Consider the following 16,745-nt stretch of genomic DNA (forward strand, 5'->3'; position numbering starts at 1 on the left):
CAAGAATCTCGATTCATCGTTCGGATTTTCCTTCAACTAAAATACTTTTGTCTCAGCCTCTTGATATCACAACCACTCTGGGCATGAAGAACCTCGAGGAACCAGAACCGTCTTATATTTCCCTGGAGTTTCCGACATTTCAATTTGTTCTGTAAGCCCTTGGTACAATCCTAAAGGTGTTTGGGCTGTAAAGAGATCCGGTGCAATGTACTCGTGCTTCTCTGACGAACCAGCTGTTTGATGAGCGTACGCTTTGTCATAGATGCCCATTGATAAAATCCATAAAGATACGCGATCCAATGATACACGCACGCGGTAGCTGCCTCCTTCTTTTGCTCTTCTTTCCAGTGCCATTAAAGCACCAACTTCAAGCAACCAAGAAACCGCATAATCATTGACAACTACAATAGGAGGCAGCTTAGGATTTTCTGGCGATCCTTCTAACGCCATGACTCCCGTTACACTTCCCGCTGTCTGATCAAATCCATTTCTTTTTGCCCACTCTCCTTGCGTTCCGTGCAGGTTAACGGTGCAGTGGATGATTCCTGGTTTTAGTTCTGCACACTCTTCAGCTGTTAGACCGTATCTCTCTAGAAATCCGTATCGACGGTTCGCAAAAAAGATATCGGCTTCTTTTAGAAGTTCAACCATTTTTTCTTTTCCTTCTTTTTCACCGATATCCAGCGTTGAAGAGCGCATACCGACATTAGACGTAGCGTAAATCGTATCATGCTCCCAATCCGTTGGCTTCCAAATATTTAAGACGTCCGCACCGTGTAAGGCAAGAGCTCTACCAAATCCTGCTCCCGCAATAACATGACCAAGCCCTAATGCTCGAATACCATCTAGCGGCGTTTTAGGATCTTTTGAAAAAGGAATCGGCTCACTTTCTCCAATCTTTTCAATTTCAATTAAAGGAAGTTGCGCTACTTCTTCATACACGGACTCATTCATAAACTCTTCAATTGTCCGCACAACAGGCATGATAACTCCTCGCTCCGCTGCAGCTTTTTCTAATTCTTCTGCATTCCATCCGCGAATTGCTTTTGCCACTGCATCAGGGTCTTCTATACAATTTAACAGCTTTAGCGTTTCATGCTTGGAGCGTGGATATGGATTCAGCGGCATCACCCATTTGTCATCTTTTGTTTGATAAAAGCGAAAGCCTAATGGGTTATATGGATCATTTGCTTTACTTGGTGCGTACCCATTAAGCTTTTCCCATTTTTTATCGTAAAAAGGTGATAATCTTCGGATAGCTTTTCGTAAATCCATATGAATATCTTGACCTTTTCCTCCGCGTATTCTCCAAATTTTTGAGACAGCTACTGATTTAGCAACTAGTGCAATAGCTGCTGCTGAGGCAAGGCGCAGCGTACTAGGAACAACCGGATCTTCTCCGTAAAACGTAATGTTTCCTCCACTGTCTTTTGCTGATAAACCTACTCCTTGAAGCACATTTTCAAGCTCTTGATAGATATCAAAATCACTATTATCCGTTAAACGATTTTCATTTGCTTTCACAATAGATTTTGTTAGCTGATCTTTCGTAATGTTGCTCACGTATAGTCCCTTCTTTCCTAATATAATTACCTCATTATGTCCCTGCTTGCTGAAGTTATGCCCTCATGGAGTTAAATCAAAACACTTTAAATATAACCTTTACGTTAACGTTAATATTACCTTAAAACGAATGTATCATATATCACTTATGCGAACAAATAATTTGTTTCACAGACAAACAAAAGCGCTTTATGTTTTTGTACATAAAACGCTTTTTTCCTATTTCATATTTTCTTTTTTGAACTACTTTTCGATTGGTTTTTTTAATGCATGTAAATTTTCTTCTGCAGAAAGCATGACTTGGTTCATAATATCTTCCGCATCTTTAATTGCTTGGTTATAAAAGTGAGGACCGATATGTTCTTTAATAAACTCTAATACATTTTCCGCTGCAAATTCACTTATTTCTTCATCTCGTTCGTTATAAAAAAACGTTTGAATTTCATTCAGCATTTTATCTTTGTCTTCTTTTGAAAAATTAATAAACATAAACAAAACTCCTCTTTACATTGATATCTGTCTACCTGACATCATAGCAAGAGGAGCTGAGAAAATGCAGTCTTTTTTTCTTGTTGTTTTTGTGTACAATGCTGATGCTAATTTTAATTAGCTAGACACCTTCATAGCCGGTTTTTCTTTTATGCGGCTTGAGCGTTTTTTCATATCTTGTAAAATTTCTAGATATCTCTTTTCCGTCAACTCATATTTTACGAGTGGGACAAGTGATAACAAACAGAGAATACCCGGAATAATCGTAAAGATTAAAGCAATCCAAATGAGTGTGCTGTGTGACTGAATTTGATTTGGCACGTACCCTACTGCTGAAAGGATATACCCCCCTACTGCTCCACCCACTGCTGAAGCGACCTTTGTTTTGAAAATATTCGTAGAAAACACCATTCCTTCTGCTCGGTTCCCCGTTTTCCATTCGCCGTATTCTACACAGTCAGCGAGCATAGATGTTTGAGCAATGTTACTAACTCCACCGCCAAAAGAAGCTAAAAAGCTTAAAATCATCACTGGCATAACGTGGAAACCCGTTGCAAACATTGTAAGAGTGGCTACAGCATTTAGCGCAATCCCCCCTATTGCTGCACGTTTCTTTCCAAATTTATTTGAAATAAAAGGAGACGCAATCGCCCCTACAATTTGTGCTGTAAAAAATAAGGTTAAATAAAGAGACGCGATGTTCTCTGCATTTAGATTGTATTTAAAATAGTAAATAGAAAAAGTAGTTCGAATTGTTAAAATCGTTTCAACTAAGAGCATCGAGAAAATCAGGTAGCGCAGCGGTTTATTTTGAATAAATAAGTTCCAAACTGCTTTTGGCGTCTGCTTTTCCTGTCTTTTTACGGTATAGTTTTCTTTTACTCCTGAAAATGTAATGATCATTGTAATCATTAAAATACAAGCATAAATAAGACTAAGCATAAACCAGTTTCCAAAATAATGAGCTAGTGGAAGAGTTAATAAACTAGCAAATAAAGACCCTACTGCTGCAATGGTTCTAGGAAAAGCCACTACTTTATTTCGTTCTTTTACATCTTGTGTAATCGTTGCTGAAAGCGACCAATAGGGAATATCCATGATAGCAAAACTTGTTCCCCACGCGATATAAGTGATATAAGCATAAATTAATTTTCCTGTATGAGAAAGATCAGGACTAATAAAACACGCGACTGTAGCAACGGCTGCAAAAAATCCGCCTATTAACAGGTAAGGCCTAAACTTACCAAATCTCGTTTCTGTATTATCAACAATCATTCCAATAATAATGTCTGCAATTCCATCCCATATCCTAGCAATAAGAAATAAAGTTCCTACAGCTGCGGCATTTAATCCTACGCTATCCGTATAAAAAATCATTAAATATGTACTTGTTAATGCATAAATAATATTGTTTCCAAAACTCCCCATTCCGTATGATAATACGGTTTTTAGAGAAACTTTTGACTGTACCCCCATGCTCATATAACTTAACTCCCTTCTCCTATAAAACGCTTTCATATCATTGGTGACTAGAATCTCATTGCTTTATGAGATTCTAGTCTTCTATTACGGCTGTATATTTTCCACAACTCGACTTTCGTAAGGCTGCAGAACAATATCTTTAAATACTTTTACTTCTGACGTATGGTTCATAAGGAAGTAATAACTTTTCTCTCCAAGCTTGCGAGGATATACTTCAATTCCATCTTCACTTTCTCTATGCTCAATATGTTGCTGTTTCACAATATCAAGCGCAATTTTTTCAAACGTTTGCTCCTCAATTCCACAGCCTACATAATAAACCGTTCCGCGACCAAACTGATTTTTTGTTACAGCTGCTTGATTATAAAATGGATCATCATACTCATACAGCACTTCAGCTGTTACAGGCGTGATAATATCTCTCCACACGGACGCACTTGATTCTTCTCCTTCATACGGTCCTTTTCCTTTAATAGCTGCTTTTTGAGTAGAAGACAGTGCTTCCACTTCATGAATTTCAATTCCTGTTATTTCTTTTACATATCCCGGGAGCGTCTGTTTAAAATGAATGTTATTTTGTTTGTCTTTAATGCCGGTTCTAAAAGTAAAAATAATCACGCCGCCGTTTTCAGTAAATTCAGTAAATATCTTACCTAGTTCTTCATCAATGATTTGCAAAGCCGGAACAACCAGTACTTTATAGCTTGAAAAATCTCTCGAAGCAGGAATAACATCAATAGGTGTATTCAGCTTATAAAACGGTGTATATCCTCTAAGAAGCTCTTGCGTAAAGTCAAATCCTTCACTTTGCTGCTGAAAGCGCCATGACCATATATTTTCATAGTCATACAAAACGGCAACATCGGATTTAATATCAGACTCAAGTACATGTTCGTAATGAACGATTTCACTAAATAACGACTGAACTTCTTTGTAGCGTCTTCCATAATGATTATCATGACCTACAACTCCATAGCAGTACTGCTCGGCTCCTCTTGTCATTCCGCGCCAACGGAAATACAGCATATTCGTACATCCATGAGCAAAAGCCTGATAAGACCACATCTTTGCCTGGTTAGGTCGCGGAAGATAACCGATGACATCATGACCTTGAGCGCCCATTAATTCCTCTACAATCCAGAAGTTTTTATGTAGCAAGCCTCTATTAAAATCATGCCCTAGTGCAATATGAGCCGGAGTAATTGGCTCTGTTTGACCGCCCCATACCGGATAATTGTCATAGGATACAAAGTCCATTGCTTCTAGATTTTCTTCATGATCAAACCATTTATCAAAGAAGCCTCCTGATACGTTCGTTGTCAACAGCTGGTGATCACCTTTATATTTCTTCACAATCGCCGTTTGTTCGTGAGCGTATCTGTTTAATGAAAAAGAGCGAAAGCGCGCCCAGTCAAGCTTTAGCGAAGGGCTGTGTGTCGTAATTGTTTTTACAGGCATAGGCACTTCAGTAAACTCGTTATATGTTTGTCCCCAGAAAATAGTGCCATACTTTTCATTTAGCTCATTAATATCTTTATATTTTCTTTCCAAAAACTGCTGAAACTCTTTATGACATTGTTCGCAGTAACACATGTCACTGCCTTCATGGCCAAATTCATTGTCAACTTGCCATGCTACGATTGCTTCTTCTGAGCAGTAGTGCTTTACGAGTTGTTCTGTAATCTGGGCGCTATACTTCCGGTAAAGAGGCGAATTAAAACAATATTGACGTCTTCCTCCAAAGGCTCTGACCGCCCCGTTTTCATCTTTTGATAAAATGGAAGGATGCTGCTTCGCAAGCCAAGCCGGAAAAGTGGCAGTAGGCGTACCAAACATAACATCAATATTCTGTTTTTTAAGTTTATTGATAACGCTATCAAAAAAGGAAAAGTCATAGTGCCCTTCTTTAGGCTCCATAAGGTGCCAAGCGAACTCTCCTATTCTCACCATGTTTGATCCTAGCTCTTTAATGCCTTGGATATCTTCTTCTATCATATTCTCTGGCCAATGTTCAGGGTAATAATCGACGCCGATGTACATTTTTCTCTACTCCTATCTATTACTTTATTTCATTAAATGAACGATTTGCTGCTAACTGTTAAGGTCTACTCGGAAACGGTAATCAAAAGCAAAAAAATCACATTTATTTTCTTCATAAATAAATCTCTATTCAACTTTCAAGATACATACTTCCTAATCTTTTAAAACGCTTACAAGTTTATTTTATGAACTTTATTCAAAATATTCAATGGTAAAAATTTAGAGAAAAACATCCTTTTTTTGCTCTTTATTAAAACAAATAATAAAACGCTTACAGAGACAAATGTTTTTATGATTCTTTTATATATCTCCTCTCATACTTTCCATATCCACATTTAGGTAATAAATTGCTAAGAAAACCATCATCAAAAGTCATTTCTTTTACACATGTTATCTATCAATTAGCAGAAGTCATTTGACTTATCTATAAAATAGCAAAAATTAAAGAGCAGGTTTTTACCATTATTAATATATTAAACCTACGTTCACCCTCACAACAAAAAATACCGCACAATTAATCAATAATCTCGATTAATTGTGCGGCTACTTCTTGTGCTAAAATACTGTTGTCCCACCTCTGCCTTGCAGCTGATTGTGAACATAGAACATACCTTCTAACGGTTTGTATTCATGCAGCTTCCATTTATACAAAACTCTTCAAACACAGGATTCTCTACATTTTCCATTAACAATGGTGTTGCAACATGCTGGAAATTAGAATTGCGAATTGTTAGGTTTGTAACGGGAGAACGTTCATAGGCTCGAACCCATAAACCGTATTTCCCTCCATTACTTTGCAAATTTTCTATGTTGATATTACGAACGACGGGCGTAAAATTCCCTGTGTCTCCTTCTTCATAGTACATGTCTATTTGAATCACTTCACTGCCAACGCTTTTGACCGTATTGTTGCTAAAGTCGATATCTTCAATCGTTCCGCCGCGAACGGAATTTGTTTTAATGCGCAGCGCCCGGTCTAGATTGGGACTGTCCATAACATTGTGCTGAGCAAATACGTTCCGAACGCTTCCTGATATTTCGCTGCCGATCACAACGCCCCCGTGGCCATCTTTCATTTCGTTTCCTTCAATAATAATATTTTCACTTGGTACGTTGATTCTTCTTCCATCTGCATTACGCCCCGACTTAATCGCAATACAATCATCTCCATTGTCAAAATAAGAATCTTTAATAAGCACATTTTTACTCGATTCAGGGTCTACTCCATCATTATTAGGACCATGACCTATAATTTTTACATCATCAATTAAAATGTTCTCGCTTAAGACGGGATTGATTTGCCACATTGGCGAATTTAAAATAGTTACGCCTTTTATCATGATATTTTTGCTGTGATAAGACTGAATAAAACTAGGTCTCAAATAGTGCCCTTTACCAAATACGCGCTCTTTAACAGGAACTTTCTCTTCTGCCATTTTAAACAGCAAATCGCGATCTTGCTGTTGATTCGGCTCGCCTTCTTTCCATCCAAACTCCTTTTTTCCTTTCCAGGGCCACCAATGTTCGTTATCACCCTGTCCATCTAACGTACCTTCTCCTGTAATCGCAATATTTTTTTCGTTATAAGCATAGATAAGCGGTGAATAATTATATAGCTCCACGCCTTCCCATCTTGTTAAGACAGCAGGTAAGTATTTGTCAGGATTTTGACTAAACTTAATCGTAGCTTTTTTCATTACATGAAGATTTACATTGCTTTTTAAATAAATCGCACCGGTAACATAAGTTCCTGGTGGAACAACAACACGCCCTCCTCCTGCTTTGTTAGCCGCTTCGATTGCTTTTTTAAAAGCAGCCGTTGAATCAGACTTTCCATCTCCTGCTGCTCCGTACCGCTTAATATTAAACGTACGGTTTGGAAATGAAGGAGGCTGAATTTGTTCTTTAACTGCTGTTATTTTTTCACTTGCTGAAAGAGCTTCCCCTTGGGCAGAAAACGGTAAAACAAGCATAAGAGTCATCACAAACAAAGAAAGCACATATTTTTTCACTAGCTTTTCTCCTTTCGTTTAACAATCTAGTAACCGACTTATTTATAAAGTAACGCCTGTTTTAAAAATGGCTATTTCTCTAAAATCATTTTTTTCATTATTTACAAGCTCTCCGCTAGAAACGCTGATCATGTACTCAATAAAGTTTTCTAACGTAGTTTCTTCCGTTTCGCCTTCAACCAGTACTCCTCCATTAAAATCAATCCAGTGCGGCTTTTTGTTATAAAGAGCGGTGTTTGTAGAAATTTTTATAGTGGGCACAAACGTTCCAAACGGCGTTCCTCGTCCCGTTGTAAACAGTACAATATGACACCCTGAAGCCGCTAAAGCAGTTGAGGCAACTAAATCATTTCCAGGAGCACTTAATAGATTTAAACCGTTAATTTGTAAGCATTCTCCGTACTTTAACACATCTACAACTGGGGCTGTTCCTGCTTTTTGAGTGCAGCCAAGTGATTTATCTTCTAACGTTGTAATGCCGCCTGCTTTATTACCGGGAGAAGGATTTTCATACACCGGCTGTTTATGATTGAGAAAGTACGTTTTAAAATCATTAACAAGATCAACAATTTTATCAAATGTTTGTTCATCAACGGCTCTTTCCATCAGCAGGGTCTCTGCTCCAAACATTTCAGGTACTTCTGTTAAAACTGTTGTACCTCCTTGAGCAATGAGCCAATCGGAGAATTTGCCGAGCAGCGGATTTGCTGTAATACCAGATAATCCATCTGACCCACCGCATTTAAGGCCTACTTTCAGCCTTGAAATATCAACGTCTTCTCTTTTATCATCTTTAGCAGCATCATAAATTTCTTTTAGCAAAGCGACTCCTGCCTCAACTTCATCCTCGACGTCTTGAGATTGTAAAAACTTCACTCTGCTTTCATCAATTGTACCTAGCGCTTGTTTAAATTCTGTTAAGCTATTATTCTCACATCCAAGCCCTAATACTAGTACGCCACCTGCATTTGGATGCTGTACCATTCTCGTAAGCATGGTTCTTGTATTAAGGTGATCATCACCGAGCTGAGAACATCCGTAATTGTGTTTTAAAACGGTTACATGTTCAAAAGGCGAGATATCCCCTATTTCTCTTTGAAACTGTTTAATCATTTGTTCGGCTATACCATTGACGCACCCTACCGTTGGAACAATCCAAAGCTCATTTCTAATTCCAACATCTCCGTTTTTGCGGCGATATCCTTTAAACATTAGCGATTGTTTTTTTTCTTTAGGAGCTGCTAACTTTTGATGAAATTCATATTCGTTAATATTATTTAAATTTGTTTTTGTGTTATGCGTATGCACCCATTCACCAGGTGAAATAGAGTGAGTCGCATGTCCGATTGGAAAACCATATTTTATAATGTTGCCGCCCGCTGAAATAGGCGTAAGAGCTATTTTATGGCCCCGTTTCACTTCTTCTTTTAGAGAAATTTCTTTTCCGTTAACCATAAGGTTCTCTTGTGCTAAAAAATCTCGTAAAGCTACTGCTACATTATCTTCCTGATGAATACGAATTACTTCTTTCATATGCTTCACCTCTTACTGTTTAGTTGCGGTTACATAGAGAATTTCTTTTATTGCCTGTTTCATTCCGAGAGTTTCAATGGCTAAGACTCCATTTGTTACGGCTTTTGTTAAGCTAGGAATTGTATTTAAATCCTCTCCCCAATGCTGTTTACAACCCAGCACTTCTCTTACAATATAAGAGATATTTTTTTCAGTACTGTCATACGTATTCCAAAGAGATTCATACATTTCTAGAACTGCAGGGTCATCTGATAGTTCAATTTTTTCTCCTCCTCTTTTTCCTTTATAAAAAGAAATGAGGGCACTGAGAGAGAATGTAAGCAAAGCAGGCAGCGCTCCTTGCTTTTCAACGTATTCTTTAAGGGTTGGGATATTTCGCGTTTTAAACTTTGTCATGCTGTTCAAAGAGATGCTCATTAATTCGTGGTGGATAAACGGATTTTGAAAGCGTTCTAATGCAGATTTAGCAAATGACAAAGACTCTTCTTCGGAAACTGGTAAGCAAGGAATAATTTCTTCATACAGACATTTTCGAATAAACGTTCCAATTACTTCATCTTCAACTGCTTCTCTGACCGTATTTAGTTCCGCTAAATACGCAACAGGCATCATAGCAGTATGAATACCGTTTAAAATTCTAACTTTCTGCAGCGCATATGGTGCAATGTCGTTCACAAATTTCACATGTAAACCAGCTTCTTCCGCGGGAAACTCTTCTTTTACCCACTCAGGTCCCTCAATAACCCATAAGTAAAATGGCTCTGTGATAACAAAAAACTCATCTTCATAACTCAGTTCATTTAGCATATTTTTATCGTTTGGATAACCTGGCACAATTCGGTCAACAAGCGTGCAGCAAAAAGCATTTGCTTCGTGTATCCATTCCGTAAACTTTTTCTCTAAATTCCATTTGTCGGCATAGCGCAATACCATTTTCTTTAACAAATCCCCGTTTCGCTCCACTAATTCACAGGGAAGGATAATAAGTCCCTTTGTTGGATCTCCTTGAAAAGCTTTAAACCGCTTATATAGAAATGCCGTGACTTTACCAGGAAAACTCGTTTGCGGTGCATGTTCCAAGCGGTCTTCTTCTAAAAATGCGATGCCTGCCTCTGTTGTATTAGAAATAAGAAATCTTAGCTCTTCTTTCTCTGCTAATTGCATATACGCCTCATAATCTTCATATGGATTTAGACCGCGGCTAATAGATTCAATTACTTCATGTTCTTTGACTGCTTTGCCGTCTTGAATTCCTTGAAGAGAAACCGTAAACAAACCGTCTTGCTTATTCAATTTACCTGCATTTCCTGTGATTCTCGGATTGACAGCTACTATACTGCCTTTAAATGCAGTGCGTTTGTTCATTTGATGAATTTGCCAATCAGCAAACCCTCTTAGAAATACGCCTTCTCCAAACTGCAGTACTTTTTCTGGGTATATACGTGTGTTAGCTTGCATCTCACGGTTTAGCTTCATGTTAGCATCTCCTTCTTTGCACACATTAACATTGTTATTTTTATAGATTTTTATATTATTTTAATTCTAAAAATGTTAACGTTAACATTTTTGGGCCGGTTATACTAAATAACCGGCTACATAGATGAGCGTGACTTTACAGACTGGCGAACCATTAATTCGGTATTAATTAAAACTTTATTTTGCAGCATATTTTTGTCATCTTTGTTCATTAATGATAAAACTGCTTCTGCTCCGGTCATGCTGATTTTCTCGATTGGTCTTTTAACGGTTGTTAGTGAAGGAGTGGTGTATTTGGCTAATTCAATATCATCAAATCCAATAATTGAGATATCACTCGGTACGTTTAGCCCAGACTCGAATGCGGCATTCATAGCACCGATTGCCATATCATCATTTGAACAAAAAACAGCAGTAGGCGGTTGCTTCAACCTTAACAGTGCTTTCATTCCTTCATATCCGCTTTGCATATCGTAATTTCCTTGAATCATATACTCTTGACGAATGGAAACATTATGATCAATTAACGAGTTAAGAAATCCTTCCTTACGCTGTTGAGTTGATTTAAAGCCTTCTATTCCTTCTATGATTGCAATATGTCTGTGACCTAATTCCATCAAATACTCGCCGGCTTTGTAGGCTCCTTCTTTGTCATTAGACAAAATATTAATAATTGATGAATCGTCAACTTGGCGGTTGAGCACAATCAACGGGATGCCTTTCTCTACTACATTATATATAAAAGTGTTATCACGATCGCTTTGACTCATTAAAATAATCGCATCAAAGCGTTTATTATTGATGTACGTATAATCATCATAATCGTCAATGCCTCTTACAAATAAATTATACTGAACATCAATTACTTTACTTACCCCTCTAATACTATCCACTAAAAAACTTGGTGACGTACCGTTTGCCATGCTCGTAAAAAACAATCCAATTGTATGAGATTTTTGAAGAACCAAATTTTTCGCATGATAGTCAGGAATATAGTTAAGCGTATTTGCAATATCTAAAATTTTCTTTTTTGTTTTTTCTTTAATAAGCGGACTATTGTTTAATGCACGTGAAACCGTTGTATGTGATACGTTTGCTAGTTTTGCAATATCCTTAATTGTAACACCCATTTCATTTACCTTCCTTTAATGAATCAGTATCGATTTTTATTATAAGGATATCACAACTTAGTAGGAATAATAAGCAAATGGTGAATGTTATGACAGTTTTGACTAAGACCTAGCATGAATATCTTGGACAATCTCCGCGTGTTTCTTATCCGTTAGCTTATACATAAAACCAATAATCACTGCAGCAATGGATAAAGCAATAGCAGGATATAGTAACAGCAAACTTTTAATCCCCACTAATGTACCTGCCTTTTGTGCCACGTTTGGGATATACCCAACTAACCCTAAACCAATACCTGATAAGAAGCCGGATAGCGACTGAGCGAGCTTTCGAGAAAAGTTGAACAGTGAATACGTTGTGCCTTCTTTTCTTTCGCCTGTTTTCCATTCACCATAATCAATGATATCTGATACAAATGCCCATGTAATCCCGTTAGGAATGCTGATACCTATAAAAGCAATACTTGCTAAAATCGTAAAAATTACGACGTTAGAAGGCATAAAGAAATTTACTGTGTCCGCTGCAATACTGATTCCTAAGCCAATCATTGCCGCCTGCTTTTTTCCAAATCGGCTAACAAGCTTTGGCAGCATAATGACTCCTAGAAAGGATGAACCAATAATAATAAAGTTCATGTAAGCCATCAATTTAATATTCCCTAAATTATATTGTGCAAAGTAAATAAGCATAGCTGATTTAATATTGTAAGCTGAAATGGTAAATACCGTCATAAATACTAAAATTAAAAGAGGTTTGTTACTTACAAACGTTTTAAAAATAGACTTGACTGATAATTTTTCTTTTGGACTCTCTTTTACGACAATGCGTTCTTTGCAATTGCGATAACATACATAAAAAGCGATTATTCCAATGACCGACATAATCCCCATGACAACGGGATAACCGATTTTTTCATTTGGAAATAACAGAATGAGCGGTACAACAGCAATGCTGGTTACAAACAGTGCACCTAATGATCCTGTTTGACGAAAAGCAGCAAGAGACGTGCGATCAGAAGTATTTTGAGTCATGGATGCGCCTAGCGATCCGTATGGAATATTGACAAATGAATAGCCAATTCCCCAAATCATATAAGAAGCGTACGCATAAATTAATTTACCCGCCGGTGAAAGGTTTGGAGAAATAAAAGTGAGTACGGTTAAAATAGCCAACACCATACTTCCGAACAGTAAATACGGTCGGAATTTCCCTTTAGCACCTATGTTTTTTCGGTAATCAATGGACGAACCAACAATTGGGTCGCAAACTGCCGCAAATAACTTACTTACTAGAAAAATTCCTCCCGCAGCCGCGGCAGGGATGCCTGCCACATCTGTAAAGAACTTCAACAAATACAACTGCCCTAAATCAAACATGAAACCGTTACCAAAATCACCCATACCATAAGATATTTTTTCTTTTACACTAAGATTTTTCTCTTCTACTTTTATTTCAACCTTTCTTTCTGTTGCCACAACACTCATGGTAATCCCCCTTCTCCCCTTGCAATTCTTTAAACTATTTTGCGTCTTTAATTTTGCAGCGTGTAGGCTGGGAAGCTAAAGTAGTCTTTAGCATTTTCATAACATACTCCTTTTACAATTTGCTCAAGCAACTGTTGGTCGTTAGGTACTTCCCCTTCTTCTACCCACGTACCGATTAAGCTGCATACTAGTCTTCTGAAATATTCATGCCTTGTATATGAAAGAAAACTTCGGGAATCTGTCAACATACCGATAAATCGACTAAATAACCCAATGTTTGATAACGCTTTCATTTGTTCTAACATACCTTCTCTTTGATCATTAAACCACCAAGCTGTGCCGAGCTGCAGTTTGCCAGGGATGCCATCTCCTTGAAAGCTGCCAATTATACTTGCTAATACATAATTATCTTTTGGATTTAACGAATATAAAATCGTCTTTGGCAAACTATTCTGTACGTCCATTTGATCAAGAAGTTTCACGAGAGGCTCTGCCACTTGTCCGTCATACATCGAGTCATATCCTGTATCCGGCCCTAACTGGTGAAACATTTTTGTGTTATTGTTTCTAAGAGCATGAAGGTGAAATTGCATTGCCCAACCTAGCTCATTATACAGCTTCCCTAAAAAGATTAACGTATATGACTTGTATTTACTTTCTTCTTCAGTACTTACGCCTTCACCTTTTAAGGCTTTTAAGAAAATCTCCGAAACTTCTTCTTTCGAAGTCTTCGTATATACCATTTTGTTTAGTGCGTGATCAGATAAACGCCCTCCCATGGAATGGAAAAAACGAGCTCGACTTTCAAGAGCTTTTAACAAATCATCATAGGTGTGAATGGAATGATGTGCACAATCTTGCAGCTTTGCAATCCAGTTCTTAAACCCTTCTTGATTGATTTCAAGCCCTTTATCCGGACGAAAGCTTGGAAGTACTTGGGTCTCAAAACCTTGGACATCTCTTAGTTTCATATGATACTCTAGTGAATCTGTTGGGTCATCCGTCGTACAAATAACTTTTACGTTAGAACGTGTAATAAGATCTCTTGCACCAAACTTACCGCTTCGTAATTTCTCGTTTGCTTTTTCCCAAATAAACGGTGCCGTATGTTCATTTAATATTTCATCAATATCAAAGAAACGCTTTAACTCTAGATGCGTCCAATGATATAACGGATTCCCAATTGTCATCGGAACTGTTTTAGCCCACGCGAGAAATTTTTCATAGTCACTCGCTGATCCTGTTATCTTTTCTTCTTCAATTCCGTTGGCTCTCATCAGTCTCCATTTATAGTGATCTCCATCTAGCCAAACGTTAGTTAACGTTTTAAACTGTTTATTCTCATAAATTTCCCGGGGGTTTAAGTGGCAGTGATAATCAATAATCGGCATATCTTTTGCGTAAGCATTATACAAGTGTGCTGCTGTTTCATTTGTTAATAAAAAATTGTCATCCATAAACTTTTTCATTCCCATTCACTCCTTCACTTTTTTGTTAACGTTAACAAAATCAAATAAATTGATGAATACTCTTATTTATAGATAGCTATATTAATAAGATATAATCTTCAATAACAAAAATGTTAACGTTAACATTTTATTTAATTCTATTACTTATTTCTAAATTTTACAACAATTTATCTTTATATTTTTCAATTTTTTCTCTCTTTATTTTCATATATTGATTCTTCATTTAAAAAAACAGGATTTATGACATGTTTCCATAAGAATTAAAGCAAGTTTTTTCACATAGAGCTTATACAAGGGTAATAAGGCGAACGGCTGTCTTTAATGCTATAATTAACTTCGTATGCAAAATATCACTACTAGCATTTAAACCATACATAGCCGCTTCACCTTATTTTCGTATCATTTAAAATAAAGGAATTTTAAAGAGAAAAGTGAATAGTATAAACATGCACTTTATTTACTATCTCTTTTTAATTTTCATATATTCATTGCTTTTAAAGGAGAGGATATCATGCCAGGAGCTACAAGCATGGTCGTAATCGGGATTACTGCCTTAATTGTATTTGGACCAAGTAAATTGCCGGACATAGGACGAGCATTTGGACATTCCCTGCGAGAATTTAAAAATGCAGCAGAAGGAATTATACAGGATGACGACAAAAAAACTCCAGAGGATACTACTGAAGATAAAGAGGAAAAATCCTAATTTTTATGTAAATGAAAGTTATACAGACTAAAAAGCCCACTTTTAACGTGCAGTGGGTTTCTTTTTTGATGTATGATAGTAAAAAATAGTAAAGAAAGAGGGTAACTTTTTGTTTAAATCGAAACTGCATTTTTGGACATTAGAACTATTAATGATTGCTTTACTGATTTACATTTGTAAACATATTTCGTTTGTTTTTCTACCAATCGGTGTGTTTATCTCCACTTTGTTTTTCCCTATTCTTGTAGCTGGTTTTCTTTTCTTTTTATTCGAACCAATTGTGTCATTTCTCACAAGAAAAAAAGTGCCAAAAACACTGGCCATCTTATTATTATACGTTGTTTTTATCGGCGTAATTGCTTCTATTGTGGGCGGTGTGGGACCTACTTTATCTAAACAATTAACTGATTTGGCTAAGAATATTCCGTCTTATATTGTAGAAACGAGAGAGTACATAAATGATTTATCTAACTCAAGATGGTTTAACTGGCTCGTTGAACAAAAATATGTGTCGCTCGATCATATTGAAGAGTCACTTTTAAACTACGCGTCTACTTTACCTACGAATCTCACAAACAGTATTTCATCTGTTTTAAGCGTCGTAACAAATATTACACTTACGGTTGTAACCGTTCCTTTCATTCTTTTTTATATGCTTAAAGACAGCCATAAACTTCGTAAAAATACGCTGCGTATGGTTCCTGCTTCTTACCGAAAAGAAACGTTACGTACAATGAAAGAAACAACAAATACGCTAGCTACTTATATTCAAGGCCAAATGCTCGTTTGTTTATTTGTCGGTATTAGTACATTCATTGGTTACCTCATCATCGGGTTGCCCTATGCATTAATACTCGCACTAATAGGAGCCCTTACTAATATTATCCCGTACGTCGGCCCTTTTATTGGCGTAGCACCCGCTTTAATCGTAGGTTTATTATACTCTCCTACAAAAGCAATATTAGTAATTATCGTCGTCGTAATCGTCCAACAGCTAGATGGGAACATTATTTCTCCGCTGGTAATTGGAAAAAAATTAAACACTCATCCTTTAACGATTATTATTTTATTGCTTGTTGCGGGTAATATTGCAGGAATACTCGGAATGATATTAGCGATTCCGGCTTATGCTGTAACAAAAACAATTGTGATAAATATTGTAAGAATGATTCAATTCAGAAACAAATCTATCAAGTTGTAAAATGCAAAGGCAATCCAATAAAGAGGCTGATACAAAAGTATTTTAGTTGAAGTTAAATCCGAACTATTAATCTGATTAATGGTTCGGATTTTTTGTTGTCATATTGAACGTAGGTTTCGTGCAGCTGCTTCTAGCTGTTGAGTTCCTTTATCCCATTTG

The 16,745-nt window shown here is 36.9% G+C and carries 12 protein-coding genes; 2 read left to right on the top strand and 10 right to left on the bottom strand.

What is annotated here, in order from left to right; genetic code table 11:
• Positions 1-66: 66 nt before the first annotated feature.
• The 10 genes from ACFX4N_RS04930 to uxaC form a co-directional block, all read right to left on the bottom strand.
• On the bottom strand, positions 67-1,563 hold the full coding sequence (locus ACFX4N_RS04930; protein WP_029321266.1) for a CoA transferase: 1,497 nt from the start codon (positions 1,561-1,563) through the stop codon (positions 67-69).
• A gap of 243 nt (positions 1,564-1,806) precedes the next feature.
• A complete protein-coding gene (locus tag ACFX4N_RS04935; protein ID WP_013082790.1) occupies positions 1,807-2,052 on the bottom strand; it encodes a DUF2164 domain-containing protein in 246 nt (81 codons plus the stop codon).
• A 117-nt stretch (positions 2,053-2,169) separates the two neighbouring features.
• Positions 2,170-3,534: a glycoside-pentoside-hexuronide (GPH):cation symporter gene (locus ACFX4N_RS04940; RefSeq protein WP_043981959.1), complete on the bottom strand. Its 1,365-nt coding sequence runs from the start codon at positions 3,532-3,534 to the stop codon at positions 2,170-2,172.
• An 84-nt stretch (positions 3,535-3,618) separates the two neighbouring features.
• Positions 3,619-5,574: a beta-galactosidase gene (locus ACFX4N_RS04945; protein WP_192100706.1), complete on the bottom strand. Its 1,956-nt coding sequence runs from the start codon at positions 5,572-5,574 to the stop codon at positions 3,619-3,621.
• A 614-nt stretch (positions 5,575-6,188) separates the two neighbouring features.
• Positions 6,189-7,586 (bottom strand): glycoside hydrolase family 28 protein, encoded by a 1,398-nt coding sequence (locus ACFX4N_RS04950; protein ID WP_301264308.1) that lies wholly within the window; start codon positions 7,584-7,586, stop codon positions 6,189-6,191.
• A gap of 42 nt (positions 7,587-7,628) precedes the next feature.
• The gene (locus tag ACFX4N_RS04955) at positions 7,629-9,119 is read right to left on the bottom strand and encodes a UxaA family hydrolase (RefSeq protein ID WP_057274851.1); all 1,491 of its coding nucleotides are present in this window, start codon (positions 9,117-9,119) and stop codon (positions 7,629-7,631) included.
• 12 nt (positions 9,120-9,131) lie between these two features.
• Positions 9,132-10,595, bottom strand: coding sequence for a tagaturonate reductase (locus tag ACFX4N_RS04960; protein WP_057274850.1), 1,464 nt, complete (start codon positions 10,593-10,595; stop codon positions 9,132-9,134).
• 116 nt (positions 10,596-10,711) lie between these two features.
• A complete protein-coding gene (locus tag ACFX4N_RS04965; protein WP_192100705.1) occupies positions 10,712-11,725 on the bottom strand; it encodes a LacI family DNA-binding transcriptional regulator in 1,014 nt (337 codons plus the stop codon).
• Between the two features lie 102 nt (positions 11,726-11,827).
• Entirely contained in the window at positions 11,828-13,210 is a 1,383-nt protein-coding gene (locus ACFX4N_RS04970) for a glycoside-pentoside-hexuronide (GPH):cation symporter (protein WP_057274848.1), read from the bottom strand.
• 47 nt (positions 13,211-13,257) lie between these two features.
• Entirely contained in the window at positions 13,258-14,679 is a 1,422-nt protein-coding gene (gene uxaC, locus ACFX4N_RS04975; RefSeq protein WP_377260924.1) for a glucuronate isomerase, read from the bottom strand.
• A gap of 511 nt (positions 14,680-15,190) precedes the next feature.
• Here uxaC and ACFX4N_RS04980 point away from each other — a divergent pair.
• Positions 15,191-15,385: a twin-arginine translocase TatA/TatE family subunit gene (locus ACFX4N_RS04980; RefSeq protein ID WP_013082787.1), complete on the top strand. Its 195-nt coding sequence runs from the start codon at positions 15,191-15,193 to the stop codon at positions 15,383-15,385.
• A gap of 109 nt (positions 15,386-15,494) precedes the next feature.
• On the top strand, positions 15,495-16,586 hold the full coding sequence (locus ACFX4N_RS04985; protein WP_025751972.1) for an AI-2E family transporter: 1,092 nt from the start codon (positions 15,495-15,497) through the stop codon (positions 16,584-16,586).
• Positions 16,587-16,745: the final 159 nt, after the last annotated feature.

This window comes from Priestia sp. YIM B13551, assembly GCF_042787905.1.
Lineage (GTDB): Bacteria > Bacillota > Bacilli > Bacillales > Bacillaceae_H > Priestia.